The sequence below is a fragment of the Actinosynnema sp. NPDC053489 genome, assembly GCF_044544865.1.
In the GTDB taxonomy this organism is placed as follows: Bacteria; Actinomycetota; Actinomycetes; order Mycobacteriales; family Pseudonocardiaceae; genus Actinosynnema.
In genome coordinates, this window is the sequence record NZ_JBITXT010000005.1 from 211,092 (window position 1) to 237,087 (window position 25,996).

The 25,996-nt window shown below is 73.4% G+C and carries 24 protein-coding genes; 18 read left to right on the plus strand and 6 right to left on the minus strand.

All coding sequences use genetic code 11. The features are described from left to right. Positions 1–14 precede the first annotated feature (14 nt). From ACIGNX_RS13345 to ACIGNX_RS13395, 11 genes are all read left to right on the plus strand, one after another. Entirely contained in the window at positions 15–929 is a 915-nt protein-coding gene (locus ACIGNX_RS13345) for an ACP S-malonyltransferase (RefSeq protein ID WP_396539568.1), read from the plus strand. Next, positions 926–1,384, plus strand: a complete 459-nt coding sequence (locus ACIGNX_RS13350; protein ID WP_396539570.1) for a phosphopantetheinyl transferase — start codon at positions 926–928, stop codon at positions 1,382–1,384. The genes ACIGNX_RS13345 and ACIGNX_RS13350 overlap by 4 nt, the downstream gene beginning before the upstream one ends. Then, positions 1,375–2,223: an ester cyclase gene (locus tag ACIGNX_RS13355; protein WP_396539572.1), complete on the plus strand. Its 849-nt coding sequence runs from the start codon at positions 1,375–1,377 to the stop codon at positions 2,221–2,223. The genes ACIGNX_RS13350 and ACIGNX_RS13355 overlap by 10 nt, the downstream gene beginning before the upstream one ends. A gap of 21 nt (positions 2,224–2,244) precedes the next feature. Beyond that, on the plus strand, positions 2,245–3,018 hold the full coding sequence (locus ACIGNX_RS13360) for an alpha/beta fold hydrolase (RefSeq protein ID WP_396539574.1): 774 nt from the start codon (positions 2,245–2,247) through the stop codon (positions 3,016–3,018). Next, positions 3,015–3,524 carry a phosphopantetheinyl transferase gene (locus ACIGNX_RS13365; RefSeq protein ID WP_396539575.1) on the plus strand — a complete coding sequence of 170 codons (510 nt, stop codon included), beginning with the start codon at positions 3,015–3,017 and terminating at the stop codon, positions 3,522–3,524. The genes ACIGNX_RS13360 and ACIGNX_RS13365 overlap by 4 nt, the downstream gene beginning before the upstream one ends. Further along, positions 3,515–4,543 (plus strand): nitrous oxide reductase family maturation protein NosD, encoded by a 1,029-nt coding sequence (locus tag ACIGNX_RS13370; protein ID WP_396539577.1) that lies wholly within the window; start codon positions 3,515–3,517, stop codon positions 4,541–4,543. Before ACIGNX_RS13365 ends, ACIGNX_RS13370 begins: the two co-directional genes overlap by 10 nt. Positions 4,544–4,559: 16 nt before the next feature. Beyond that, positions 4,560–5,498, plus strand: coding sequence for an ABC transporter ATP-binding protein (locus tag ACIGNX_RS13375; RefSeq protein WP_396539579.1), 939 nt, complete (start codon positions 4,560–4,562; stop codon positions 5,496–5,498). A gap of 46 nt (positions 5,499–5,544) precedes the next feature. Beyond that, positions 5,545–6,723, plus strand: a complete 1,179-nt coding sequence (locus ACIGNX_RS13380) for an ABC transporter permease (protein WP_396539581.1) — start codon at positions 5,545–5,547, stop codon at positions 6,721–6,723. Then, complete coding sequence (locus ACIGNX_RS13385) at positions 6,720–7,865, plus strand: ABC transporter permease (protein ID WP_396539583.1); 1,146 nt, start codon at positions 6,720–6,722, stop codon at positions 7,863–7,865. Before ACIGNX_RS13380 ends, ACIGNX_RS13385 begins: the two co-directional genes overlap by 4 nt. Positions 7,866–8,041: 176 nt before the next feature. Then, positions 8,042–9,514: an RICIN domain-containing protein gene (locus ACIGNX_RS13390; protein WP_396539585.1), complete on the plus strand. Its 1,473-nt coding sequence runs from the start codon at positions 8,042–8,044 to the stop codon at positions 9,512–9,514. Between the two features lie 49 nt (positions 9,515–9,563). Then, on the plus strand, positions 9,564–10,436 hold the full coding sequence (locus ACIGNX_RS13395; RefSeq protein WP_396539587.1) for a GDSL-type esterase/lipase family protein: 873 nt from the start codon (positions 9,564–9,566) through the stop codon (positions 10,434–10,436). A gap of 47 nt (positions 10,437–10,483) precedes the next feature. Here ACIGNX_RS13395 and ACIGNX_RS13400 read toward each other — a convergent pair whose 3' ends face one another. From ACIGNX_RS13400 to ligA, 4 genes are all read right to left on the minus strand, one after another. Next, positions 10,484–11,776, minus strand: a complete 1,293-nt coding sequence (locus ACIGNX_RS13400) for a cellulose binding domain-containing protein (protein ID WP_396539588.1) — start codon at positions 11,774–11,776, stop codon at positions 10,484–10,486. Between the two features lie 273 nt (positions 11,777–12,049). Next, positions 12,050–13,540 carry a class I adenylate-forming enzyme family protein gene (locus ACIGNX_RS13405; protein WP_396539590.1) on the minus strand — a complete coding sequence of 497 codons (1,491 nt, stop codon included), beginning with the start codon at positions 13,538–13,540 and terminating at the stop codon, positions 12,050–12,052. A 222-nt stretch (positions 13,541–13,762) separates the two neighbouring features. Next, positions 13,763–14,425, minus strand: coding sequence for an aminoglycoside phosphotransferase family protein (locus ACIGNX_RS13410; protein ID WP_396539592.1), 663 nt, complete (start codon positions 14,423–14,425; stop codon positions 13,763–13,765). A 68-nt stretch (positions 14,426–14,493) separates the two neighbouring features. Next, on the minus strand, positions 14,494–16,485 hold the full coding sequence (gene ligA, locus ACIGNX_RS13415) for an NAD-dependent DNA ligase LigA (RefSeq protein ID WP_396539594.1): 1,992 nt from the start codon (positions 16,483–16,485) through the stop codon (positions 14,494–14,496). 106 nt (positions 16,486–16,591) lie between these two features. Here ligA and ACIGNX_RS13420 point away from each other — a divergent pair, with 106 nt between their 5' ends. The 4 genes from ACIGNX_RS13420 to ACIGNX_RS13435 all read left to right on the plus strand — a co-directional run bounded on the left by ACIGNX_RS13420 (position 16,592) and on the right by ACIGNX_RS13435 (position 21,010). Continuing rightward, entirely contained in the window at positions 16,592–17,761 is a 1,170-nt protein-coding gene (locus tag ACIGNX_RS13420) for an RtcB family protein (RefSeq protein WP_396539596.1), read from the plus strand. A 115-nt stretch (positions 17,762–17,876) separates the two neighbouring features. Next, a complete protein-coding gene (gene argG / locus ACIGNX_RS13425) occupies positions 17,877–19,319 on the plus strand; it encodes an argininosuccinate synthase (protein ID WP_396539598.1) in 1,443 nt (480 codons plus the stop codon). A 72-nt stretch (positions 19,320–19,391) separates the two neighbouring features. Then, a complete protein-coding gene (locus tag ACIGNX_RS13430) occupies positions 19,392–20,039 on the plus strand; it encodes a GNAT family N-acetyltransferase (RefSeq protein ID WP_396539600.1) in 648 nt (215 codons plus the stop codon). An 80-nt stretch (positions 20,040–20,119) separates the two neighbouring features. After that, positions 20,120–21,010 (plus strand): bile acid:sodium symporter family protein, encoded by an 891-nt coding sequence (locus ACIGNX_RS13435; protein ID WP_396539602.1) that lies wholly within the window; start codon positions 20,120–20,122, stop codon positions 21,008–21,010. Between the two features lie 77 nt (positions 21,011–21,087). On the opposite strand, the gene ACIGNX_RS13440 is transcribed toward ACIGNX_RS13435, so the two are convergent. Continuing rightward, on the minus strand, positions 21,088–22,107 hold the full coding sequence (locus ACIGNX_RS13440) for an NAD(P)/FAD-dependent oxidoreductase (RefSeq protein ID WP_396539604.1): 1,020 nt from the start codon (positions 22,105–22,107) through the stop codon (positions 21,088–21,090). Further along, positions 22,085–22,750, minus strand: coding sequence for a hypothetical protein (locus ACIGNX_RS13445; protein ID WP_396539606.1), 666 nt, complete (start codon positions 22,748–22,750; stop codon positions 22,085–22,087). The genes ACIGNX_RS13440 and ACIGNX_RS13445 overlap by 23 nt, the downstream gene beginning before the upstream one ends. Positions 22,751–23,177: 427 nt before the next feature. Here ACIGNX_RS13445 and ACIGNX_RS13450 point away from each other — a divergent pair, with 427 nt between their 5' ends. The 3 genes from ACIGNX_RS13450 to ACIGNX_RS13460 are packed head-to-tail and all read left to right on the plus strand — an operon-like array spanning position 23,178 to position 25,996. Next, complete coding sequence (locus ACIGNX_RS13450; protein WP_396539608.1) at positions 23,178–24,308, plus strand: ABC transporter substrate-binding protein; 1,131 nt, start codon at positions 23,178–23,180, stop codon at positions 24,306–24,308. Positions 24,309–24,311: 3 nt separating this feature from the next. Beyond that, on the plus strand, positions 24,312–25,223 hold the full coding sequence (locus ACIGNX_RS13455; protein ID WP_396539609.1) for an ABC transporter permease: 912 nt from the start codon (positions 24,312–24,314) through the stop codon (positions 25,221–25,223). Next, positions 25,211–25,996, plus strand: a complete 786-nt coding sequence (locus ACIGNX_RS13460) for an ABC transporter permease (protein ID WP_396539611.1) — start codon at positions 25,211–25,213, stop codon at positions 25,994–25,996. Before ACIGNX_RS13455 ends, ACIGNX_RS13460 begins: the two co-directional genes overlap by 13 nt.

Here is a 25,996-nt window from a genome sequence, read left to right on the forward strand (position 1 = left end):
AGGGAGGTTCTCAGGTGATCGGCTTCGTGTTCCCCGGCCAGGGCACCGCCCGGGTCGGCATGGGCGGCTGGCTGCGGCGCGACCCGGCGGGCGCGGCGGTGATCGCGCGCGCCGACGAGCTGCTGCCCGAGCCGGTGTCCGAGCTGTGCGCGCGGGGACCGCTGGACAAGCTCGTGAACACCCTGCACGCGCAGCCCGCCGTGACCGCGTGCAACCTGGCCGCGCTCGCCGTGCTGCGCGAGCGCGGCGTGGAACCGGACGTCGTCGCCGGGCACAGCGTCGGCGAGGTGAGCGCGTTGTGCGCGGCGGGCGTGCTGGACGTCGACACCGCCGTGCGCCTGGTCGCCACGAGGTCCCGGCTGATGGCCGACCTGCCCGACACCGGCGGGATGAGCGCGGTGATGGGCCTGCCGCCGGATCGGGTCGAGGAGCTGGTCGCCGAGGCGGCACGTCCCGGCGAGCCGCTGGTCGTCGGCCTGGAGAACGCGCCGGACCACGCGGTGGTGTCCGGCGCGACCGCGGCCGTCGCGCGGCTGGCGGAACTGGCCGCCGCCGCGGGCGCGCGCAAGGTCGTGCCGCTCAAGGTGAGCAACGCGTTCCACTCGCCGCTGATGGCCGGCGCGCTGGACGGCTGGGCGGAGGCCGTGCGCGCCACGCCGATGAGCCCGCCGCGCGTGCCGGTGGTCCCCAACGCGACCGCGGAACCCACCACGGACCTGCCGACCATCGTGGACGCGTTGATCGCGCAGCTCACCGCCCGCGTCCGGTGGACCGCGACGATGCACGCCCTCGCCGACGTCGAGACCCTGGTGGAGGTCGGCGACAGCAAGGTGCTCACCGGGCTGCTGCGGGCCGTCGACCGGCGGTGCGCGAGCCTGGCCGACCCGGCGGCCGTGCGCCGGCTGCGCCGACCGGAGCCCGCGGCATGACCGGGCCGGGCCCGGGCGGCTGGGGGAGCGCCGCCGTCGCGTTCGGCGGCCTGACCGCGCCGTGGCAGCTGGTGGAACCGATGCCGCTGGAGGTCGTCTTCACCCGGGCCGAGCGCCTGCGCTCCGGCGCCGGCCGCACGGTGCGGCACTGGGCGGGCCGGCTCGCGGCGAAGCACGCCGTGCTGCGGTTGCTGGGCGAGGCGGTGACACCGGAGCACCTGGGCGCGGTGGAGGTGCTGCCCCGGCCCACGCCGCTGTGCGAGCGCACGACCGCCTGCCTGCACGGCCACCCGCCGGGCGTCCGGCTGACCGGCGCCCTCGGCGACCGGGAGGCGGGCGGCACCCGCATCCGGGTCTCCGTCAGCCACACGGCCGACCTGGCGTTCGCGGTGGCGCTCGCCGCGGCCCGGTTGCCCGAGGACCACGACCTGGGAGCGGTGAGCACATGGACCTGATCGAGACCGCCGGCCGGTGGACCGCCGCCTGGCGGGACCGGGACCCGGCCGCCGTCGCCGACGCGGTGGCGGAGTTCGCCGACCCCGACACCCCGGAACCCGTCGGCGGCCCGGACCTCGTCGCGCACGTCGAGGCCGTGCTGACCCGGTTCCCGGACCTGGTGCTGGACTTCGCCGCGCCCGCCGACGCCGGCGACACCGCGGTGCTCACCTGGACGCTGACCGCCACGCACCGCGCCGCCTACCTGGGCGTGCCCGGCATCGGCGGCACCGCGACGGTCGTCGGCGCCGACGTGCTGACCGTCGTGGACGGCGAGGTGCGGGTGCGCCGGCACTTCGACCGCGTCGCGCTGGCCGCCTCGCTGGGGCAGTCGGCCAAGTTCGTGCCCTCCCGCGACGACCTGCGCGAGTACGGCGTCAGCGCCCGCACCCCGTCCGGGAAGACCGCCCACCCGGGCGTGCTCGCGTTCACCTACCTGGACTTCCGCGACGACGTGGAAGGGCCGGAGATCGACCTGCTCAGCACCGAGGTGGTCAAGTCGCTGCGACCCTCCCGCGGGTTCCTCGGCTTCGCCTCGTTCGAGATGGGCGGGCGCAAGTACACGCTCACCGCGTTCGACCGGCCCGAGTCGTTGCGCGCCGTGCACGGCAAGCCGCACCAGCGCGCGCTGCGCAAGTTCTTCCGCGGCGACCTGTGCACCGGCGCCTACACCAGCGTGTGGACGCTGGACCGCGCCAGCGTGCACGTCCGCTGCGCCGACTGCGGGGAGATGGTCGACGTGAGCGCCGGCCGCACCTGCTCGTGCGGCACCACCCCCACCGCCGGACCCCTCTTCTGACCAACGCCAGGGAGCAGCACGATGACGGTCTTCACCGCCGACCACCGGCCCGCGGCGGGCGGGCGGCCACTGGTGGCCTTCATGTCCGCCCTGTTCGCGGGCGGCTGGATCTGGGACCACCCGTTCGCCGCGCTCACCGACGCCGGCTGGCCGGTGCTGCGCACCCGCGAGGCGATCTGCGCGGTGGACCCGAAGGTCGCCGGTTCGATCGAACGCCTCGGCGACGCCCTGATGGAGTCCGCCGACGAGGCGGGCGCCGACGACGTGGTGGTCTGCGCGAACTCGCTGGGCGGCCTCGTCGCCATCGACCTCGCGGGCCGCTTCCCCGACCGCGTCCGGGCCATCGTGGTCAGCGGCGCGCCCGGCCTGAGCGCCGATCCCGACGTCGGGCTGAACATGGACCGGCGCGGCGACGTGCGGTTGCGGGGCGAGCAGTTCCGCGACCGGATGCTGGCCGCCCTGTTCCACGGCGAGCCGCTGTTCACCGAGGAGCAGGTCGAGTCCACGGCGGAACTGCTCCGGCAGGGCTCGGCGATGGTCGCGATGGCCCGCAGCATCCGCGCCACCCGGACCTACCGGGTGGCGCCCGCCCTGGACGAGGTCACCTGCCCGTCGCTGTACGTCTGGGGCCGCCACGACCGCATGACGCCGATCGAGCCGTGGCTGGACCTCGTGCCCGGGCACGCCGGCGCGGAGTTCGTCACCGTCGAGGACTGCGGGCACATCCCCATGATCGAGCGCGGCGAGGTCTACACCGCCGAGCTGCTGCGGTTCCTGGACCGGACCGCCGGGTGACCGCGCCGCTCGTGCTGTTCGGGGTGGACGTGGTCGACGTCTCCCGGGTCACGCGCGCCATGGCCTACAGCGGACCCGCGTACACCCGGCACGTCGCCTCGCCCGACGAGCACGACCTCCACGTCGACCCCGGCCTGGCCACGGCGGCCACGGTCGCGGTGAAGGAGTGCTTGGTCAAGGCGGTCGGCGGCCGGCCGCCGGGGTTCTCCTGGCACGACTTCGAGGCGCGCGGCGAGGCGTCGCTGCCCGGCGTGGAGTGGGCCGACCCGCTGCTGGCCGCCGCCGTGCCGGAGGTCGAGGCCGCCACCCTGGTCTCGATGACGGAGTGCCGCGCGTACGCCGTGCGCGGCGCGAGCGGGTCGGCCGCGCTGGCCCGCCTCACCGAGCGGTCCGCCGGCGACGGCGCGGCCGTCGTCGGCTTGGCCCGCTGGGGCTTCCGCGGTGACCTGATCGTCGCCGTTGCGATACTGACCACCACGTCGAGAGGAGCGCTGCGATGCCCGTAACCGAGGCCGCGGCCGAAGTGCGCGTCCAGCCCGGTGAGTCCGTCCAGGAGGCGCTGGACGCCTGCGCGCCCGGCGCGGTGCTGCGCCTCGCCGAGGGCACCTACGAGGGCAGCCTGGTCGTCGGCCGGTCGGACGTCGCGATCGTCGGCGCGGGCGCGGGCCGCACGGTCGTCGTGCCCGGCCCGATCGCGCCCACCGACGTGCCGCCGCTGCACGACGCGCCCGCCGACGTGGTCAGCGGCATCACCGCGCACGGCGTGTCCGGCGTGACCGTCGAGGGCCTGACCGTGCGCGGCTTCTCCGGCGCGGGCGTCTACGCCCACACGGCGCGCGGCCTGCGGCTGGTCGACGTCGAGTCGGTCGACAACCGGGTGTGGGGCCTGTACGTGCGCGAGTCGGCCGGGGTGGAGGTGCTGCGCTGCCGCGTCGAGGGCAGCCAGTACGGCGGCATCGCGTTCGCGTTCTGCCCGACCGCCGACGCGCTGGTCGCCGACTGCGAGAGCACCGCCAACGCCTTCGGCGTGTTCGTCGACAACTCCAGCCGCGTGCGCGTGGTGCGCAACCGCAGCCACGGCAACGCGGCGGGCGTGCTGCTGCTGCACCAGACCTACGAGGGCGAGCTGCCCGGCGGCGTGGCCGACGTGCTGGTGGCCGACAACGACATCACCGGCAACACCCTGGCCTCCGGCGGAGACGAGCCGGGCGCGCTCGGCTTCGCGGGCCCGCCGATCTCCGGCGTCGGCATCGGCGCGATCGGCGTCCACCGGGTCGCCGTGGTCGGCAACCGCGTCCACGGCAACGAACCCGGCGGCCCGTCCGTCATGGGCGCGGCGGTGGTGCTGGCCTCGTCCGCCGACTGGGGCGGTTCGGACTCGGTGGACAACTCCTTCGAGTGGAACACGATCACCGGCAACAGCCCGTTCGACCTGCAGCTCGGCACCGACCCGGGCAACCAGCGGTTCCGCAACAACGTCGTGGGCGCCTCCCAGCCGGAGGCGATCGACGGGTGCGGGCCCTGATCACCGAGAGGACGTCATGACGCCTGCGCTGGTGTGCGAGGGCCTGGTCAAGCGCTACGGCGACAAGACCGTGGTGGACCGGGTCGGCTTCCACGTCGACGAGGGGGAGGCGTACGGCCTGCTCGGCCCCAACGGTGCCGGCAAGACCACGACCATCTCCATGCTCGTCGGGTTGCTGCGCCCGGACGAGGGCTCGGTGCGCGTGGGCGGCATCGACGTCGCCGAGGACCCGGTCGGCGCCAAGCGGCTCATCGGGTACGTGCCGCAGGAGATCGCGCTGTACCCGGAGCTGACCGCGCGGGAGAACCTGCGCCACTTCGGCAGGCTCTACGGCCTGCCGCGGCGGGAGCTGACCGCGCGCATCGGCGAGGTGCTGGAGATGGTCGGGCTGGCCGAGCGCGGCGACGACAGGGTCGACACCTACTCCGGCGGCATGAAGCGGCGCACCAACATCGCCGTGGCCCTGCTGCACCGGCCGAAGCTGCTCATCCTCGACGAGCCGACCGTCGGCGTGGACCCGCAGAGCCGCGTCGCCATCCTGGACCGGGTGGAGGCGCTGGTCGGCGACGGCATGAGCCTGCTCTACACCTCCCACTACATGGAGGAGGTGGAGCGGGTGTGCACGCGGGTCGGCATCATCGACCGCGGCCACGTGGTCGCCGACGGCACGAAGCGGGAGCTGGTCGCCGAGCTGGGCGGCACGGACCGCGTCGAGCTGGTCCTGGACGGCGACGTCAACGCCGCGGTCGAGAAGCTCCGCGTCGTGGAGGGCGTGTCCGAGGCCGTGGTCACCGGGTCGACCTCGATCCGCCTGCTGGTCAACGGCGGTCGGCACGTGCTGCCGGCGCTGCTGGCCGCGGTGGGCGACTCGGGCGCGGTGACCGGCGTCGAGGTCGTCGAACCCGACCTGGAGGCCGCGTTCCTCCACCTGACCGGCAGCACCCTGCGCGACTGACGCGGGCTCGAACGAGGGGTTGGCGAGGACCTTGGGTAGGAGCACCGTGCGGCCCCTGCTGGTGGTGGCCGGGCACGAGCTGCGGTCGCGGTTGCGGGACGGCACCGCGCTGCTGATCGCGCTCGTCGCGCCGATCCTGCTGGCGACCCTGTTCGGGCTGGCGCTGGGCGGGGACGACGACCCGCCGCTCAAGGCGACCATCGGCGTGGTCGACCTCGACGGCGGCCAGTTCCCCGCCGGCGTGCAGCGCGAGGCGGTGAACACCGACGAGCTGAAGGGCGTGCTGACCTTCCGGCAGTACCCCGACGAGGCCGCCGCGCGCGCCGCCGTCGACAACGGCGAGGCGGGCGCGGCCCTGGTGTTCCCGCCCGGCTTCAGCGACGGCGTCGGCGCGGGCCGCGGCGGGCGGGTCTCCGTGCTGGAGTCGCCGGAGTCGCCGCTGGCCGGCGTGGTGGCGCGCAGCATGGTCGACCGGATCTCGGCGCTGGTCGAGGCGCGGACGCTGGCCGTGCGCGCCTCGCTGGACGCGGGCGTGCCCGCCGACGAGGTGCAGCTGTTCGTGGAGGCCAACGGCGCGGCCGGGCCGACGCTGTCGCTGGCGGACGACCCGGTCGCGAACGGGTCGGTGGACCTGGCCGTGCACTACGGGTCGGGCATGGCGGTGATGTTCGCGTTCTTCATCGTCGGCACCACGGCCCGCAGCCTGCTGACCGAGCGGCAGAACGGCACGCTGGACCGGGTCCGCGCCGCGCCCGTGCCGCTGTGGACGTCGCTGGTGGGCAAGAGCGCGGTCGGGTTCGGGCTGGCGCTGGCCGGCATGTGCGCGACCTGGCTGTCGTCGGTGCTGATCTTCGGCACGACCTGGGGCGACCCGCGCGGGGTGTTCCTGCTGGTGCTGGCGCACGTGTTCGCGGTGACGGCGATCGTGATGCTGGTCGCCAGCGGCGCGCGGACCGACGCGCAGGCCGACGGGCTCACGCTCGGCGTGGCGTTCGTGTTCGCGTTCCTGGGCGGCAGCATCGTGCCGGTCTACAACCTGCCCGAGTGGCTGCAGAAGGTCTCGCTGATCACGCCCAACGGCTGGGTATCGGCGGGGCTGTCGGAGCTGGCCGGCACGGGCGCCGGCCCGTCCGCCGTGGTCCTGCCGGTCGCCGTGGTCACCGGCATCGGCGTCGTCGCGGGCGCGCTCGCGTTCCTGCGCTTCCGCAAGGGGAGGTTCGCGTGAGGCCCCGCCCGGTCACCGCGCTGGTCCTGGCCAACCTCAAGCGCCAGGCGCGCGACAAGGTCGGCCTGTTCTTCATCGTCGTCATGCCGTTCGTGACGATCGTGTTCGTCGGCATGGCGATGGGCGGCTCGGCGGACTCGAAGCTGCCGGTGGCCGTCGTCGCCGACCCCGCCGACCCCGTCGCCGCCGCCGTGCTGGCCGAGCTGGAGTCCGACGAGGCGCTGGAGGTGCGCCGCGAGGAATCCGAGGACGACGTGCGCGACGGCGTCCGCCGGGGCACGCTCGCGGCGGGCCTGGTGATGAAGCCGGGTGACCCGGGCTTCGAGCTGGTGATGACGCAGACCAGCGGCAGCGGCATGGCCGCGCGCGGCGAGATCGACGTGGCGGTCGGCAAGGTGTCGGCGGTGCTGGAGGCCACGCGCGCGGCACGGGCGGCGGGCGCGTCGCCGGAGCAGGCCGACGCGTACGTGCGCAAGGCGCGGGAGGAGGCGGTGGCGGTCACCGTCTCGTCGTCGGGTGGGGAGGAGTCCGCCGAGCCGACGGGCTTCGCCTACACCGCTCCCGCGAACCTGCTGCTGTTCACCTTCGTCAACTCGATGGCCGTGGCCGCCGCGCTCGTGGAGAGCCGGCGCATCGGCATGGTCCGCCGCGCCCTGGCCGCGCCGGTGCGGCAGGGGCAGGTGCTGCTGGGCGAGGCGGTGAGCCGGTTCCTGGTCGCGCTGGCCCAGTCGGCGCTGATCATCGTGGTGAGCCGGCTGCTGTTCGACGTCGGGTGGGGCGACCCGCTGGGCGTGGCGGTGGTCGTGACGTTGTTCTGCCTGATCGCCACGGGCGCCGCGATGATGGTCGGCGCCCTCGTGCGGTCACCGCAGCAGGCGCCGGCCATCGGGCCGCCGGTGGGCATCGTGCTGGGCATGCTGGGCGGTTGCCTGTGGCCGCGCGAGGTGGCGGGCGAGCCGTTGAACACGATCGGCTACCTGTTCCCCCACTCGTGGGCGATGGACGCCCTGCTGACGCTGTCCCGACCGGCCGCCGGCCTGGGGTCGGTGCTGGTGGAGGTCGCGGTGCTGGCGGGGATGGCGGTGGTGGCGCTGGGCGCGGCGCTGCTCGTGTTCCGCCGGCGGGCGATGGTCACGGCGTGACACCCCGGCGAATGCCGGGAAAGGGCGGTGGGCCGCCGTCGTCGAACGTGTTCGACAATTCCTCCCATACGAGATGCGACCGTTGACGCCCTCTCGTGACCGACGCGATCCTTCGCCCAGGAGAGCCCTCTCGACCGGCGGTGACGCCGCCGTGCCCTCAGGCGAAAGGCACTCACATGACATCGTCGTCATGCGGTGCGGTCACGCGTTCGGCGCTCGCGGTCGTCGCGGGACTGGTCGCGGCGTCCGTGCTCGCGCCACCGGCCGGTGCCGCCACCGTCGACACCGCGGCCACCTACGCGGTCGTCGCGCGGCACAGCGGCAAGGCGATGCAGGTGCAGTCCACAGCGGACGGCGGCGCGGTCGTGCAGGCCACCCGGACCGACTCGCCCGCCCAGCAGTTCCAGTTCGTGGACTCCGGCGGCGGGTACCACCGGCTCAGGTCGCGCTACAGCGGCAAGGTCGTGGACATCTCCAAGGCGTCCACCGCCAACGGCGCGGACGTGGTGCAGTGGACCGACCGCGACGCCGGCAACCAGCAGTTCAGCCTGGTCGACACCGACGCGGGGCACGTCCGGATCGTCAACCGCACCAGCGGCAAGGCGCTGGACGTGTGGGAGCGCTCGACCGCCGACGGCGCGCGGATCTCGCAGTACGACGTCAACACGGGCGCCAACCAGCAGTGGCTGCTGGTCCGCCTGGGCGGCGGCGCGCCCGGCGGCAACGGCGCGCCCACCGACCCGAACGTCAACTTCTTCGGCCGGTGGAACACCGCCGACCCCACCGCGCACGCGTCGGAGTGGGCGGGCGGCTACGTGGTCGTCGGCTTCACCGGCCGCACGGTCAAGCTCAAGCAGCGCGACGCGGTCGACTTCTTCGCCGGCATCGACGGCGGCCCGGACGTGCCCTACGTCAACCGCAGCGGCACGGTGGACCTGACCCCGACGCCGCTGGCCGCGGGCAACCACACGGTGCGCGTGTCCTACCGCCCGGTCGCCGGGTCCTACCGGGGTGACGCGGTCTACCGCGGCGTCGAGCTGGACGCGGGCGCGACGACGCTCGCACCGCCCGTCCCCGGCCGGCTGGTCGAGTTCGTCGGCGACTCCATCACCGTGGGCCGGCAGTCGTCCGCGCAGGCGCTGACGGCCTACGGCTGGCTGGTCGTCGAACGCCTGGGCGCGGCCCACACCCAGGTCGCCGTGGGCGGCGCGTGCCTGGTGTCCGCGGCCGACGGCTGCCTCGGCATGAGCGACCGGTTCCTCAAGACCGGCGTCACGAACAACGCGGACTGGGACTTCGCGCGCTACACCGCGAACGCCGTGGTGATCAACCTGGGCACGAACGACGTCGGCCACGGCGTGAGCGGGGCGCAGTTCCAGAGCGCCTACGTGACGCTGCTCCAGCGCGCCCGCCAGAAGTACCCGAACGCCACGATCCTGGCGCTGCAGACCTTCCGCAAGCGCTTCATCCCCGAGACGCAGGCGGCGGTGAAGCTCGTCGACGACCCGAAGGTGCGGTTCGTGGACACCACCGGCTGGATCGTGGAGTCCACCGACACGACCGACAACGTGCACCCGAACGACCAGGGGCACCGCAAGATCGCCGACCGCCTCGCGTCGATCGTGTCGGCCGCGCTCGGCTCGGGCTGAGCGGCACGGCGTCGTCGAACCCGGTTCCGTCGGAAGACCTGGAGGATCGATGAGGATCTCCCCGCGCACCAGGTGGTTGGCGGTGGCGGCGGCCGCGTGCGCCGCCGCGGTCGCCGTCGTGGCGCCGGCGCAGGCCGCCCCCGCCCCCGCGCCCGCGTCGTGCGCCGCGACCCCGGCACCCGCCGGTGGCGCCGGCACCGCCGCCGCGCCGTTCAAGGTGTGGCTGGCCGGCGACTCCACGGTGGCCGACCCGCAGGCGACGTGCCCGGCGGGCTGGGGCAGCCAGTTCGACCGGCTGTTCACCGACGACGTCACCGTGGTCAACAACGCCGTCGGCGGCCGGAGCATCCAGACCTGGCTGTACGAGTCGAACGTGAAGAACTACACCGACCCGACCGGCGAGTGCGCGGTCACGCCCCGCACCTACGCCTCGCGGTGGGCGGGCATGCTCTCCTCCACCACCGGCATGGGGGCGGGTGACTGGCTGATCATCCAGTTCGGCATCAACGACGGCGACCGCGCCTGCCCGCGCCACGTCGGCACGGCCCGCTACCGGCAGTTGCTCTCCACCATGGCGCGGGAGGCCAGGGCCCGGGGCGTGAAGCCGGTGTTCGTCACGCCGGTGGCGGCGATCACCTGCTCCGGCTCCGCGGCCGTGGGCAACCGCGGGTTCGTCGCCGAGACGATCGCGCAGGCCCAGGCGGAGCAGGTGCCGGTCATCGACCTGCACCAGCGCAGCGTCGCCCTCTACAACTCGCTGCGCCTGTGCCCCGACAACGGTGACTACTCGCAGGGCGCGGTCGGCGCGTTCTTCTGCAACGACCACACCCACTTCGAGGTCGCGGGCGCGGCCCGGATCGCCGAGGTGGTCGCCGCGGCGCTGCGGGAGCAGGGCATCGGCCTCGCCTCGTCCCTGCGGTGAACCGGGGGCGACCGGGCCCGGGCGGTGCGCCGGGCCCGGTCGCCGCGTCAGGAACCGGTGCAGGAGAAGGACGACGCGGGCGGTGCGCCGCTGCCGATGAAGCCGAACGTGGCCGAGCCGGCGGCCGGCAGGGAGCCGTTGTAGGAGGCGTTGCGCACCGACGCGGTGGACCCGCTGACGGTGAGCGTGCCGTTCCAGACCTGGCTGATCGCCTGACCGGTGCCGAGGGCCCACTGGACGGTCCACCCCGTGATGGCGGAGCCGCCCGCCGTCACCGTGACCTCGCCCTGGTAGCCGCCGGACCAGGTGTTGACGGTGCGGTAGACCGCGCTGCACCCCGCGCCGGGCTGGGGCGTGGTGGTCGTTGTCGTGGTGGTGGTGGTGGTCGTCGTCGTTGTCGTGGTGGTCGACGTGGTGGTGCTGGTCGTGGTGCCGGTCGGCACGGGGGAGGGCACGAGCGGGCACGTGCTCTGGTAGGTCCGGATGCCCGTCGAGTCCGACAGCGGGCACAGGAACTGCGTGTAGCGGGTGTCGCTGTCCACGAACGTCTTCAGCCACGGGATGACGTTGCGCATCATCGTGCCGTTGTTGGAGGTGGGGAAGCCGTGACCGGCCCCGGTCAGCTCCAGGTACGCCTTCTCGACGTCACCGGGGATGCCGTTGTAGAGGGTGACGACGCTCGACGGGGTGACGGTGGTGTCGTTCTGCCCGGACAGCAGCATGGTCGGGACGCGCGTGGTGGTGAGGTTCTGCGAGGGGCTGAACGGGGCGAGCCCGACCGCGGCCTTCAACGACGGCCGCTGCAGCGACGCGTACGCCACACCGCCGCCGCCCATGGAGTGGCCCATGACGGCCGTCCGCGTGGCGTCGACCCGGTCGCGCACGGAGCTGCGCTGGGTCAGGTAGTCCAGCGCGGCCAGCAGTTGCGTGCCGCGGGCGGTGTCCCAGTCGTTGCGGCTGGTGGTGTCGATCCCGATCACCACGAACCCGAACGACGCGAGCCACGGGCCCATCCACGCGCCCTCGGCGGCCCACGTGGCCGTGTAGCCGGGCACGATCGCGACCGCGCCGAACGTGCCCTGGCCGGTGTCGGTCGGGTAGTAGACCACCCCGCCGCCGAAGCCGTTCCCGGCGGGCACGGTGACCTGCGCCGTGGCGAACGTGCCCCGGTTGGCCGACACGCTCGCCGGTGTGGGGTCCGGTCCGCGCTGGTACGGGTTGTCCGCGCCGGACGCCGGCTGGACCGCCACGGCGACGGATAACGCCCCGAGCACGACCGCGACGAGCGCGGCGGCGATGCCGCGCCCGGACGCGCGGGGAGCCCTTCCTCGAACTGGCACTGCGGATACCTCCTGCGGAAGGCGCGGCACTGCGACCGCTGCGGGTGGCACACCGCGATATTGGCTGGTAGCGGTGCATATATGTCACTTAGTTTGTCGGCGGTCCAGGAAAGTGTCAATAATTGAGACGGCCGGGGTCGGGTACCGGGACCGATCCCTACCGCCTCACTACGCCGACGCCCCGGCCGGCGACCGGCCCGGCGCCGGCGACCCCGGCTCGACGTGCCCGCCCGCGGCCTCGGCCTGGGCGCCGAAGCGGTCGCGCTCCACCGCTCAGCCCTCCGCCATCGCGCGGAGGTCGCGCCGGCGCAGCTTGCCCGCCGGCGTCCTGGGCAGCTCCGGCACGAAGACCACGTCCTCGGGCACCTTGTACCAGGTCAGCGCCGCCCGTGCGGCGGCGAGCAGTTCGACGCGCACCCGCTCGGGCGACGCGCCGTCCGCCAACGCCACGAACGCCCGCAGGCTCGTGACACCGGTCCCGCGCCGCGTCGAGCACACCGCGGCCTCGCGCACGGAGGGGTGGCGCAGCAACAGGTCCTCGGTCTCGGCCGGGTGCACGTTCTGCCCACCGACGATCTCCACGTCGTCCAACCGGCCGTGCAGCCGCACGAACCCGTCCTCGTCCACGGTCGCCGCGTCGCCGGTGCGGTACCAGCGGTCCCCTGTCCGCGCCGGCGGGTCGCTGCCCAGCGCGACACCGGGCGCGATCGACGGGCCCGCCACCTCCAGCGCGCCCGGCACGCGCGGTGGGACCCGCCCGCCCGAGCCGTCCACGACCCGCAGCCGGTACGGCGGCAGGACGCGCCCGACCGTGCCCGCCCGGCTGGCCCCGACGGTGTTGGCCACCAGGGCGTGCCCGATCTCGGTGGTGCCGAAGACGTTGAGCAGCCGCTCGCCGAGCACCCGCCGCAGCCGCGCCTCCAGCACGCCGGGCAGCACCTCGCCCGCGACCACCGCCAGCCGGAGCCGCGACAGCACCGCGTGGTCGGGGTGGCGCAGCAGCCGAGCGTAGAAGCTCGGCTGGCCGTAGAACACCGTCACGCCGCGGTCCGCGATGAGCCGCAACGCGTCACCCTCCGCCGCCCGCTCCGGGGACAGCACCGTCGCCCCGCCGCCGTGCAGCGGCAACCACACGGAGTTCCCGAGGCCGTAGGCGAAGTACATCCGCGACACCGAGAGGGTCACGTCCTCCGGCGTGATCCCGACGACCGACCCGATGGCCCGCTGGTACACACCCGGGTCGCCGTGGGTGTGGAAGCACAGCTTCGGCTCGCCCGTCGTGCCGGACGTGAAGACGGCGTACGCCGGGCTGTCGGCCGCTGTCGGCGCGCAGGGCGCGAAACCCGCCGCCCGCAGCAGCTCCTCCGGCGTGATCACGTCGGCCGCCGGCCTCCCCGGGACCTCCCGGCACACGACGGCGTCCGGCACGGCGATGGCGACGGCGCGGCGCAGTTCGTCCGGGTGCATGGCCGGGTTCACCGGCACGGCGACCGCGCCGAGGCGCAGCGCCCCGAGGAACGCCCACACCAGCTCGATGCCGTCCGGCAGCACGAGCGCGACCCGGCTGCCCGCGCCGTGCCCCCGTGCGGCGAGCGCGGCGGCGGCCCGACCCGCGCCCTCGTGGACGTCGGCGAACCGGTAGGTCCGGTCACCGACGTGGTAGGCGGGCCGGTCGAGCCACCCGCGGTCGCGCGCGAGCGCTTCGAGCCGGTGGACGACGTTGCCGTTGACGCCCTGCCCCGCGCGCGGGGTGCGCTCGTTCACCGACATGATTCCCCCGTCATCACGTCGAAAGCGGATCGGCCACGACTTCCCCCGGTCGTCGCCGTGGTCGAGGCTGGCGAGGCGTGCGGCGGGGTGTCAAGGGCCGCGACCGGGCCGTTCTCGTGCGAGGGCAGCGGTTTCACACCTTCGAGTGACTTCCCGGAACGCGCCGCGGGCCTGTCCGTCGTCCGGTCGCCGAACGGGTCGAAGGAGCCGCCGCCGTCACATCCGGGACTTCGGCACGTCCACCTCGCAGCCCGGCGCGTGCGGGGCGAAGCCGTGCTCGGCCGGCCGGCGCACCGACAGCGGGCTCCGCAACGACCACCACCCGCGAAGCACGTCGAGGACGCCCAGGGCGGCACCGCGCGCCGCCTCCGACCAGTCGCGCACGCCGGTCACCTCGTCGCCGGCCACGAACACGTGGCTCACCTGCGGGTGGCCGTGCGTGGACACCGGTGTCCACGGCCGCGGCGCGGCCTCGGCGACCTCCCGGTCGCGCGCGACCGGGTCGGCCGGCGGGACGCCGTTCGCCACCGGCAACCGGCACTCGACCTCGAGTTCCGCCGCCAGCTCGTCCCCGGGACGACCGGGCACGGCGGCGGCGCGTCGTGCAGCCTCAGCACGGCGGTGCCCGCCGCGGCCCGGGCATCCGGCGACGCGGGTCGACGGCTCGCCGACGCGGGCGAGCACCGTCCCCAGCAGGGCGGCGAGCGCCGGCACCGGTGGCTCGTGCCACAGCACCCGCAGGGTCGGCACCGGGGCGAGCGCCATCGCCTCGACCTCGACGTCGGTGCGCCCGCGATCGGCGTCGACCTTCAGGAACACGTCACCGACGCGCGGGGTGGCGCGCTCCTCGTGGGCGACGACGACCTCGATGCGGTCCACCTGGGCATGTCACGGGGAGGACCACCGACGCCGCCCGGTTTCCGGGTGGGGAATCCCGGGGGTACGACCTAGGCCACCCCGGCGTCGATGAGCAGCCGCCAGATCTCGCCCTGGTCCACCACCTCCACCCCCAGCTTCTCCGCCTTCGCGGTCTTGCCCGCGCCCACGTCCGCGCCCGTGATGAGCAGGTCCGTGTTCGCCGAGACCGAGGTCGCCGTAGTCGCGCCCGCCTTCTCGCAGAGCCGCTGGAACGTCGGCCGGGGCACCTTCTCCCCGGACCGCGGGTCGCTGATCGCCCCGGTGATCACCACCGTCTTGCCCGCCAGCGGCGCGTCCGAGGCGACGACCGGTGGCAGGTCCTCCTCCCGCACGTCCAGCGAGACGCCGTGCTCCCGCAACCGTTCGAGCTCCGGCCGCAACCGCCCGAGGTGCTCCAGCAACGACGCCGCGACCTTCGGCCCGATGTCCTCCACGGCCACCAACCGCTCCTCGTCGGCGTCCGCGACCTCCTCCAGCGAACCGAACCCCGCCCGGCACAACCGGGTCGCGGTGCCCTCCGAGGCCATCGGGATCGCCAGCCCGATCAACGCCCGGCGCAACCCCACCCCGCGGCTCGCCGCGATCGAGTCGACCATCCGGGTCGCCGACGTCTCGCCGATCCGGTCGAACTCCAGCAGTTGCTCCCTGGTCAACCGGTAGAAGTCCGACGGGCGCTCCAGCAACCCCGCCTCGGCCAACCGCTCGATCCACACCGGACCGACCGCCTCGATGTCCGCCGCCGCCCGCGACGCCCAGTGGATCAACCGCCGCACGGTCTGCGCGGGGCACGCCACGTTGGTGCAGAACAGCTCCCGGCTGTTGCCCTGCTCGACCAACCCCTGCCCGCACGACGGGCACGCGGCCGGCGGCACGATCTCCCGCTCCGCACCCGTGCGCCGCGACTCGTCCAGCACCCCGGCCACGAACGGGATCACGTCCCCCGCCCGCCGGATCAGCACCGTGTCACCGATCCGGATGCCCCGCGCCCGGATCACCTCCTGGTTGGCCAGCGTCGCCCTGGTCACCGTCGTGCCGCCCACGAACACCGGCTCCAGGTGCGCCACCGGCGCGATCTTGCCCGTCTTGCCCACGTCCCACACCACGTCCAGGAGCACCGTGGTCTTCTCCTCGGCCGCGAACTTGAACGCCAGCGCACCGCGCGGCGAGCTGGACCGCGTGCCCGCCGCCGCGAACGCGTTGCGGTCGGCCAGCCGCAGCACCGCGCCGTCCAGGTCGTAGTCCAGCTCGTTGCGGTGCTCCTCGATCCCGGTGATCACGGCCTGCGCCGCCGCCGCGTCCGCGCAGTGCCGCATCTCCGCGACCGCGAACCCCAGCGCGCGCAACCCGCGCTCCAGGTCCGCCGCCGCGCCGCCCTCGGACGTGTCCAGGTCGAAGGCGAAGAACGTCAACCGCCGCTCCGCCACCGTGGCCGCGTCCTTGGCCCGCAACGTGCCCGCGGCCGCGTTGCGCGGGTTGATCAGCGGCTTGTCCGGGTGCGCGGCGTTGTAGGCCGCGAACGTCGACCGCAGCATCACCGCCTCACCGCGCACCTCCACCCGGCCCGGCGCGCCCACCCGCTCCGGCACCCCGTCCACCAGCGCCCGCACCAGCGGCGTCACGTCGTCACCCGTCGTGCCGTCACCCCGGGTCACCGCCCGCACCAGCCGCCCGCCCTCGTAGACCAGCGCCAGCGACAACCCGTCCAGCTTCGGCATCACCACCACCGGCTGCCCCGGGAAGCGGTCGAAGAACGCGGCGACCTGCTCCGGCTTCGTCGCCTTCTCCAGCGACAGCATCGGCCGCGAGTGCCGGACCGGCGCGTGCAGCACGGCCGGCGCGCCCACCTGCTCCAGCGGGTTCGGGTCCGGTGCCAGCTCCGGGTGCGCCTCGACGAGCCCCCGCAGCTCGTCCTCGATCGCGTCGTACTCCGCGTCCGCCACCAACGGCGAACCCCGGTAGTAGGCGTCGCGCAGCACGACGACCCGGTCGGCGAGTTCCTGGATGCGATCGCTGGCGTTCACGGCTGCCAAGGTACCGGCGAGCACCGACGATCCGAGGCTCCCGCGCGAATCTCGCTCGCGGCCGGACCCGATCGGGCCTAACTTCTGCGTCGAGCAGAGGAGAGCCGTGGAGCAGATCAGCAAGCGACTGGTGAACTGGGCGTCCATCCTGGACGCGGGCGCGCGCGAGCAGGCCGAGCGGGCCTCGCGGATGCCGTTCATCCACCCGCACCTGGCGCTCATGCCCGACGCGCACCTCGGGAAGGGCGCCACGGTCGGCAGCGTCATCCCCACCCTGGGCGCGATCATCCCCGCCGCCGTCGGCGTCGACATCGGCTGCGGCATGATCGCCGTGCGCACCCAGTTCACGCTCGACGACTTCCGCGCCCGCCCGCTGGCGCCGCTGCGCGTGGCGATCGAGCGGGCCGTGCCGCTGTCGGCGGGCAAGCACAACACCCGGTTGACGGACACGGCGCGGGAGCGGGCCGAGGCGCTCGCCCGCCGTGCGGAGGAGGCGGGGTTCGACCCGGGCCGCTACGCGGGCAACTGGGAGCTGCAGCTCGGCTCGCTCGGCAGCGGCAACCACTTCATCGAGGTCACCCTGGACGAGGCCGGCCGGGTGTGGCTGTTCCTGCACTCGGGCTCGCGCGGCGTGGGCAACCGGATCGCCCAGAAGCACATCCGCGTCGCCCAGGAGCAGTGCGCGCGGCGCTACATCGACCTGCCCGACCGCGACCTGGCCTACCTGGTCGAGGGCGAGGACGAGTTCTGGGCCTACATCCGCGAGATGCGCTGGGCGCAGGAGTTCGCGTGGTCCAACCGCGAGGAGATGATGGACCGCGTGGTCGACTGCGTGGCCGAGTGGACGGGCCGTGACGTGGAGCGGCGGGAAGTCGTGAATTGCCACCACAACTACACGGAGCGTGAGACCCACTTCGGCAAGGAGGTGTGGTTGTCCCGCAAGGGCGCCATCAACGCCGAGAAGGGTCGCGCCGGGCTCATCCCGGGCTCGATGGGCACCGCCTCCTACGTCGTGGTCGGCAAGGGCAACCCGGTTTCGCTCAACTCCTCGCCCCACGGCGCGGGCCGCGAGTACTCGCGCTCGGCCGCGCGCCGGGCGTTCGACCGGGACGACCTGCGCAAGGCGATGGTCGGCATCGAGTACCGCGACAGCGACGCGTTCATCGACGAGATCCCGGCGGCGTACAAGGACATCGACGTCGTGATGCGCGACGCCGAGGACCTGGTCGAGATCCGCCACACGCTGCGGCAGATCGTCAACGTGAAGGGCAACTGACGCGCGATCACGCAGGGTGACCATTGATCTGTCACCAGTCACCCTGCGTGTCCAGGTCGCGCATCTCCGACCCCCGCCTATGCATGGTCATGCAGCGTCGTGCATACTTCTGGTCGTGTCCAAGGTGCTGACTTACCTCCCCGCCGGCGAACACGTCGGCATCGCGTTCTCCGGTGGTCTCGATACGTCCGTGGCGGTCGCCTGGATGCGGGAGAAGGGCGCGGTGCCGTGCACGTACACCGCGGACATCGGTCAGTACGACGAGCCCGACATCGCCTCCGTCCCGGGCCGCGCCGCGACCTACGGCGCGGAGATCGCCCGGCTGGTCGACTGCCGGGCCGCCCTGGTCGAGGAGGGGCTCGCCGCGCTCGCGTGCGGCGCGTTCCACATCCGCACCGGCGGCCGGACCTACTTCAACACCACGCCGCTGGGCCGGGCCGTGACGGGCACCATGCTGGTGCGCGCCATGCTCGACGACGACGTGCAGATCTGGGGCGACGGCTCCACCTACAAGGGCAACGACATCGAGCGGTTCTACCGCTACGGCCTGCTCGCGAACCCGTCGCTGCGGATCTACAAGCCGTGGCTGGACGCGGCGTTCGTCAGCGAGCTGGGCGGTCGCACCGAGATGTCGGAGTGGCTGCAGGCGCGCGACCTCCCGTACCGGGCCAGCACCGAGAAGGCGTACTCCACCGACGCGAACATCTGGGGCGCGACGCACGAGGCCAAGGCGCTGGAGCACCTCGACACGGGCATCGAGATCGTGGACCCGATCATGGGCGTGCGGTTCTGGGACCCCGAGGTCGAGATCGCCACCGAGGACGTCACGATCGGCTTCGACCAGGGCCGCCCGGTCACGATCAACGGCAAGGAGTTCTCCTCCGCGGTCGACCTGGTGCTGGAGGCCAACGCCATCGGCGGCCGGCACGGCATGGGCATGTCCGACCAGATCGAGAACCGGGTCATCGAGGCCAAGAGCCGGGGCATCTACGAGGCGCCGGGCATGGCGCTGCTGCACGCGGCCTACGAGCGGCTGGTCAACGCGATCCACAACGAGGACACGCTGGCCGCCTACCACACCGAGGGCCGCAAGCTGGGCCGGCTGCTGTACGAGGGCCGCTGGCTGGACCCGCAGGCGCTGATGGTGCGCGAGTCGTTGCAGCGCTGGGTCGGCACGGCGGTCACCGGCGAGGTGACGCTGCGCCTGCGCCGCGGCGAGGACTACTCGATCCTGGACACGACCGGGCCCGCGTTCAGCTACCACCCGGACAAGCTGTCCATGGAGCGGACCGAGGACTCGGCGTTCGGCCCGGTCGACCGCATCGGCCAGCTGACCATGCGCAACCTCGACATCGCCGACTCGCGCGCGAAGCTGGAGCAGTACGCGGGCCTGGGCATGGTCGGCAGCCAGTCGACGTTGATCGGCACCCCGCAGGTGGCGCCGACGGAGCTGATCGGCGCGATGCCCGAGGGCGGCGCCGAGGTGATCGCCTCGCGCGGCAAGGTGGTCGACGACGAGCTGCTCGACCACGCCGCCCTGGAGTCCGGCAACGACTGACGGTCGCCCGCACGACGCCACGCGCGTGTGCCGCCTCACGGGTGGCGCACGCGCGTTCGGCGTGGTGGGGGCATGGTGCCGTTCGCCGAGGAGGACGTCCGGGTCGTCCCCGCCAACGAGGCGTCGTGGGCCGAGCTGGAAGCCGTGTTCGGCGCCGCCGACGCGGGTCGGTGCCGGTGCCGGCGGTTCACGGTGGTCGGGTGGCTCTGGCGCGACTCCACGCAGGAGGAACGGGTCGCGATGCTGCGCGAGCAGACCGCGTGCGACGAGCCCGGCGCACCGGCCACCAGCGGGCTGGTGGCCTACGTGGGTGACGAGCCCGCGGGGTGGGTGGCGGTCGAGCCGCGGCTCGCGTACCCGAAGCTGCGCACGCTGCGCGTGCCGTGGAGCGGGCGTGACGAGGACCGGGACGACCCGGGCGTGTGGGCCGTGACGTGCTTCGTCGTGCGCAGGGGTTTTCGCGGCCGCGGGCTGACCTGCCACCTCGCGCGGGCCGCCGTCGACTTCGCCCGGGATCGCGGCGCGTCGGCGGTGGAGGGCTACCCGGTGGTCGAGGAGCCCGGCAAGGTCGTGACGTGGGGCGAGATGAACGTCGGCGCGCGCCAGGTCTTCCAGGACGCCGGGTTCACCGAGGTCGGCAGGCCCACGCTGCGCCGGGTCGTGATGCGGGTCGACTTCACCGCCGCGTCACACGCCGCAATCACGGCGAACCGGGCGTAAACGGCAAGCGCGGAGAAGTAGCGCGCCGAAAGCCGGTGTGAGACTCCCTGTACCTCGCTCCGAGCCGAAGGCAGGGTGGCATGAACAACTCCACGGTCCTCCTCCTGTTCCCGATCACCGTGGCCGTCATCATGCTCGGCCTCGGCCTCACGCTGACCGCGGAGGACTTCCGCCGGGTGCTGAAGCGCCCGAGGGCGATGGTGGTCTGCCTGGTCGTGCAGATGGTGGTGCTGCCCGCGATCTGCCTCGGCCTGGTCGTCGCGTTCGGCCTGAGGCCGGAGTTGGCGATCGGCATGATGCTGCTGGCCGCGTCGCCGGGCGGCAGCACGGCCAGCCTGTACAGCCACCTGTTCAAGGGCGACGTGGCGCTGAACATCTCGCTGACCGCGGTCAACTCGGTGCTGGCGATGTTCACCCTGCCGCTGATCGTCAACCTGTCGGTGACCGGTTTCCTCGGCGCGGACAGCTCCATCGGCCTGCAGTTCGACAAGGTCGTCCAGGTGTTCTCCATCGTGCTGGTGCCCATCGCGATCGGCATGGCGCTGCGCGCGAAGTTCCCGGCCTTCGCCGTCCGCATGGAGCGGCCCGTCAAGGTCCTCTCGGTGATCGTGCTCGTCATGATGATCGCGAGCGTGATCAGCGGACTCGGCGAGGAGGTCTTCCAGATCCTCGGGGAGATCATCGCCGTGGTCGTCCTGTTCAACCTGTTCGGCATGGCGATCGGGTACTTCGGGCCCCGGCTCGCGGGGGTCGGGCCGCGCGAGTCGACCGCCTCGGCGTTCGAGATCGGCCTGCACAACGCGCCGCTGTCCATCGCGATCGCCATGAGCCCCACCCTGCTCAACAGCACGGAGATGGCGATGCCGTCGGTGACCTACGGCTTCGTCATGTTCTTCACGGCGGTGATCTTCGGCCTGGTGGTGGCCCGGCGGGCGCGGAACGCCGCGGTGGCGACGCCCAGCCGCACCTGACCCGCCGGGGCCGGGGTGCCCCCTGCCCGCACCGGGATCGCGCGTCGCGGCCGGTGCGGGCATCGGCACGTCCGGGGTCACCAGCCGTGGCGGCGGTCGCCCGCGACGAGCTCGGCGACCCGGGCCTCGGACCGGGCGGAGAACGGGTCGCGGTACCCGGCCACGGCCTGTCGGGTCTCCTCGGCGATCAGGTCGGCGTTGATCTGGGCCCCGGCGGTGGCGCCGGCCGCGGCGGACGCCCCGACCTGGGCCGACAGGTCGGTGACGTTGCCCGCGACCCACACCCCGGGCACGTCCGTGCGGCCGGTCGCGTCGGCCGGGACGTGCTCGCCCATCCCCGAGGGGTGCGGCGCCGTCCGCAGGCCGAGCGCGTCCAGGAACCCGGCTCGGGCCACCATCCGCGACGCGACCACCACCACCTCGCGGCCGACGGTGCGGCCGTCGGCCAGCCGCAACCCGACGACGCGGTCCCCGGCGACCTCCACGGCGGCGACCTCGCCCGCCACGACGTCGACGCCCCGTGCGGCGAGCTGCCCGGCCTGCTCGGCGGTCGGGGGGTGGGTGTGGGAGAACACCACCACGTCGGCGCTCAGCTGCCGGAACAGCAACGCCTGGTGCACCGCCGTCGGCCCGGTGGCCAGCACGCCGATGGCCCGGTCGCGGACCTCCCACCCGTGGCAGTACGGGCAGTGCACCACGTCGCGGCCCCACCGCTCCCGCAGCCCCGGCACGTCGGGCAGCTCGTCCACCAGGCCCGTGGTCACCAGCAGCCGACGGGCCAGGACCGAGCGGCCGTCGGCCAGCGCGACCACGAACCCCGCGCCGACCCGCGTGACCGCCTCCACCTCGCCGGGCACGACGTGTCCGCCGTACCCGCGCACCTCCTCGCGTCCCCGCGCCAGCAGCTCGGCCGGCGGCATCCCGTCGCGGGCCAGCAGCCCGTGCACGCCGTCGGCGGGCGCGTTGCGCGGCGACCCGGCGTCGACCACGACCACCGAACGCCGGGACCGCGCGAGCATCAGGGCGCCGCTGAGCCCCGCGGCCCCGCCGCCGACCACCACCACGTCACAACCGTCAGCCAGTTGCTCCCAGGTCATCACGACCACCTCCGCGACCACCCTGAGCCGGAGCCGGTGGAAGTGGCAAACCTTGTTGCCGGTTCCGCAACAAGCGCACGACCGGGTACCCGGCGGCGACGAGCAGTGACAGCGCCGGCAGCGGAGCGCCCAGCAGGAGCCGGCCGAGCGCGTAGTCGACCGCGGGCACGGCCAGGCACAGCGCGAAGCCCCACGGCAGCGCGGTCCTCGGCTTGCCGGGCGGGGACCACGGCGTCCGCTTGAACGGCTTGGCCACCGACAGCCACACCTGGCAGGCCAGCGCCGAGGCCATCAGCAGCGAGCCGACCCGCATCAGCGCCGGCGAGCCGTCCGGGCCGAGGTTCGGGCTCAGCACGAAGATCCCCAGGTAGAGCTGGCTGAACGTGATCGCCGTCTTCGCCAGCACCCACCAGTGCCGGAAGTAGCCCCACGCGGTGAGCCCGGACAGCATCAGGCCGCTGAACGCCGACGTCGTGGCCATGAACTGGAGCACCTGCGTGTCGAGCAGCAGCGCGACCTCGAACGCCGCCCGCCGGTCCGGTGCCGACAACGCGTGGCCCACCGTGACGAACAGGGCCAGCGCCATGAACATCCAGCCGGTGGACGACACGACGTGCAACCAGACCAGGGCCTTCCGGTTCACGACCGCCTCCTAGATGTAGACACGCTACCTATCGTAAGCCTACTTATCACCACGACTCGGGATCTTCCCGCGCGGAACCGTTCCGTCAACCCCGGAAAAGCGGTGGAACGATTCGGGTTAATCGGTTCCGACGATTCATGCTTTCGTGGATGGAATGTCATCTGAATGGCGCACCGAGGCGATCCGAACAGTCACCGGGGTTGAGTGCATGGTCGCTCGACCAGCCCACTACCTGGGCCGATCCGGCGACGATCGCCGTTAACCGTCCGGACATCCCCGGACCACCCGGAATTCGCCCACCCGGTCACCCGGGTCTCAGTCCGCTCCCGTCCCTTGACAAGCGCGCGCGACGTCCCGAATCCTCCGCTGGGCTGACGCGCTTTGGCCGTCCGCGAAAAACCCGTGCCACCCGAGGAAGGTTCGACCCGTGAACCACACCCGAGTCCTGCGGTCGGTGGGCGTCGGCGCCACCGCGCTGGCGTTGCTCGCGGCCTGCGGCACGCCGCCGCCCAAGGAGGGCTCCGCGAGCGGCGCCCCGGCCGCGACCGCGAAGTCCGCCGCCGAGTTCGGCGGGCTGGACAAGCTCGTCGAGGCCGCCAAGCGGGAGGGCAGGCTCAACGTCATCGCGCTGCCGCCGGACTGGGCCAACTACGGCGAGGTGATCTCGGCGTTCGAGGCCGAGTACGGCATCGAGGTCGACTCGGCCCAGCCCGACGCGTCCAGCCAGGACGAGATCAACGCCGCCAAGCAGCTCAAGGGCGGCGACCGCGCGCCGGACGTGTTCGACCTCGGGCTCACCGTGGCGCTGGCCAACACCGACCTGTTCGCGCCGTACCAGGTGCAGACGTGGGCCGACATCCCCGAGCAGCTCAAGGAGCCGTCCGGCCGGTACTGCGGCGACTACGGCGGCTTCATGTCCATCGGCTACGACGCCGCGAAGGTGCCCGCGCCGACGTCGGTCAAGGACCTGCTCAAGCCCGAGTACCAGGGCAAGGTCGCGCTCAACGGCGACCCGACCCAGGCCGGCGCGGCGTTCTCCGGCGTGGTGATGGCCGCGCTGGGCAACGGCGGCTCCGCCGACGACATCGCGCCCGGCGTCGAGTTCTTCAAACAGCTCAAGGCCGCCGGCAACTTCCTGCCCGTCGACCCGTCGCCCGCGACGATCGAGTCCGGCCAGACCCCCGTCGTCATCGACTGGGACTACACCAACGCGGCGCAGACCGCGAAGCTCGCCGGCAAGGTCGACTGGAAGGTCGTCGTCCCGGCGGAGGCGCAGGTCGGCGGCTACTACAACCAGGCGATCAACGCCGACGCGCCGCACCCGGCCGCCGCGCGCCTGTGGCAGGAGTTCCTGTACTCCGACAAGGGCCAGAACCTCTACCTCAAGGGCCTGTCGCGGCCGGTCCGGATGGACGCGATGACCAGGTCCGGCAAGGTCGACGCGGCCGCCGCGGCGAAGCTGCCGAAGACCTCGGGCACGCAGGTGTTCCCCACCCAGTCGCAGTCGGACAAGGCCAAGCAGGTGCTGGCCTCGACGTGGGCGCAGGCGGTGGGCTGACCGGTGGTCGCACCCGTCACCGTCGCGGCCGGGGGAGCCGACCGGGCGTCCCCCGGCCGCGGGCCCGGTCGGTCGTGGCTCGCCTGGCTCGTCGCGGTGCCGTTCCTGGCCTACGTCGGCACGTTCCTGGTGTACCCCACCGTGCTCGTGCTGGCCGGGGCGTTCCAGGACTCGACCGGCGCGTTCACCCTGGCGAACCTGGCCGACCTGACCCGGGGCGCGTACCTGCGGGCGTTCCTGCGCAGCGTGGAGCTGTCCGCGATCACCGCCCTGCTCGGCGCGGTGCTCGGCGCGCTGCTGTCGTGGGCGGTGGCGGTCGGCCCGGCGGAGGGGTGGCTGCGCCGGGTCGTGGTGGCGGGCGCGGGCGTGCTGGCGCAGTTCGGCGGCGTGCCGCTGGCGTTCGCCTTCCTCGCCACGGTGGGCTTCCAGGGCTTCGTCACGCGGTTCCTGCGCGACTCGTTCGGCCTGGACCTGTTCGCCGGCGGCGCGTGGCTGTTCGAGCTGCCCGGGCTGACGCTGGTGTACACGTTCTTCCAGGTCCCGCTGATGGTGATCGTGTTCCTGCCCGCGCTGGACGGCCTGCGCCCGCAGTGGCGCGAGGCGGTGGACAGCCTCGGCGGCTCGGCGTGGACCTACTGGCGGCGCGTGGGCGGCCCGATCCTGCTGCCCGCGTTCCTGGGCGCGGTGCTGCTGCTGTTCGCCAACGCGTTCTCCGCCTACGCCACGGCGGCGGCGCTGGTGTCGCAGGGCAGCCCGATCGTGCCGCTGCAGATCCGCGGGTTCCTGACCGGAGAGGTGCTGCTCGGGCGGGAGAACCTGGGCAAGGCCCTCGGGCTGGGCATGGTCGTGGTGGTGGCGGTGGCCATGGGCCTGTACGCGCTGCTGCAGCGGAGGTTCGCGCGGTGGCAGCGGTGACCAGGCGCGGCGCGGCCCGCTTCGCGGTCCTGGCCGTCCTCGGGGCGTTCTTCCTGCTGCCGCTGGTGGCGATGGCCGAGTTCTCCACCCGCGGCGCGAACGGCACGCGCGGCCTCGCGTCGTGGGCCGCCATCGTGGACGACCCCGACCTGGTCGAGGCGATCCTGGTGTCGGTCCAGCTCGCGGTGACCAGCTCGCTGCTCGTGCTCGTCCTCCTCGTGCCCACCATGACGTGGATCAGGCTGCGCCTGCCCGGCCTGCGGCGGCTGGTGGAGTTCCTCTGCCTGCTGCCGGTGGCGATCCCGGCGATCGTGCTGGTGGTGGGCATGGCCCCGCTGTACGCCTGGGTGAACTACCTCCTCGGCGACTCGCCGTTGACGCTGACGTTCGCCTACGCCGTGCTCGTGCTGCCGTTCGCCTACCGGGCGATCGACGCGGGCCTGTCCGCGATCGACCTCGGGACGCTCGCCGAGGCGGCCCGCGGGCTCGGCGCCTCCTGGGGCACCGTGCTGCTGCGGGTCGTGGTGCCCAACATCCGCACCGCGCTGATCGGCGCGTCCCTGCTGTCGGTGGCGCTGGTGCTCGGCGAGTTCACCATCGCGTCGCTGCTGAACTTCGACACGCTGCAGGTGCGGGTGAACCTGCTCGGCAAGCGCGACGCCGGCGTGTCGATCGCGGTGTCGCTGCTGAGCCTGCTGTTCGCGTTCGCGCTGCTATTCCTGCTCTCGTTCATCGGCGGGCGGCGGCGGGGCACCGCCGTCGAGGAAGGCTGA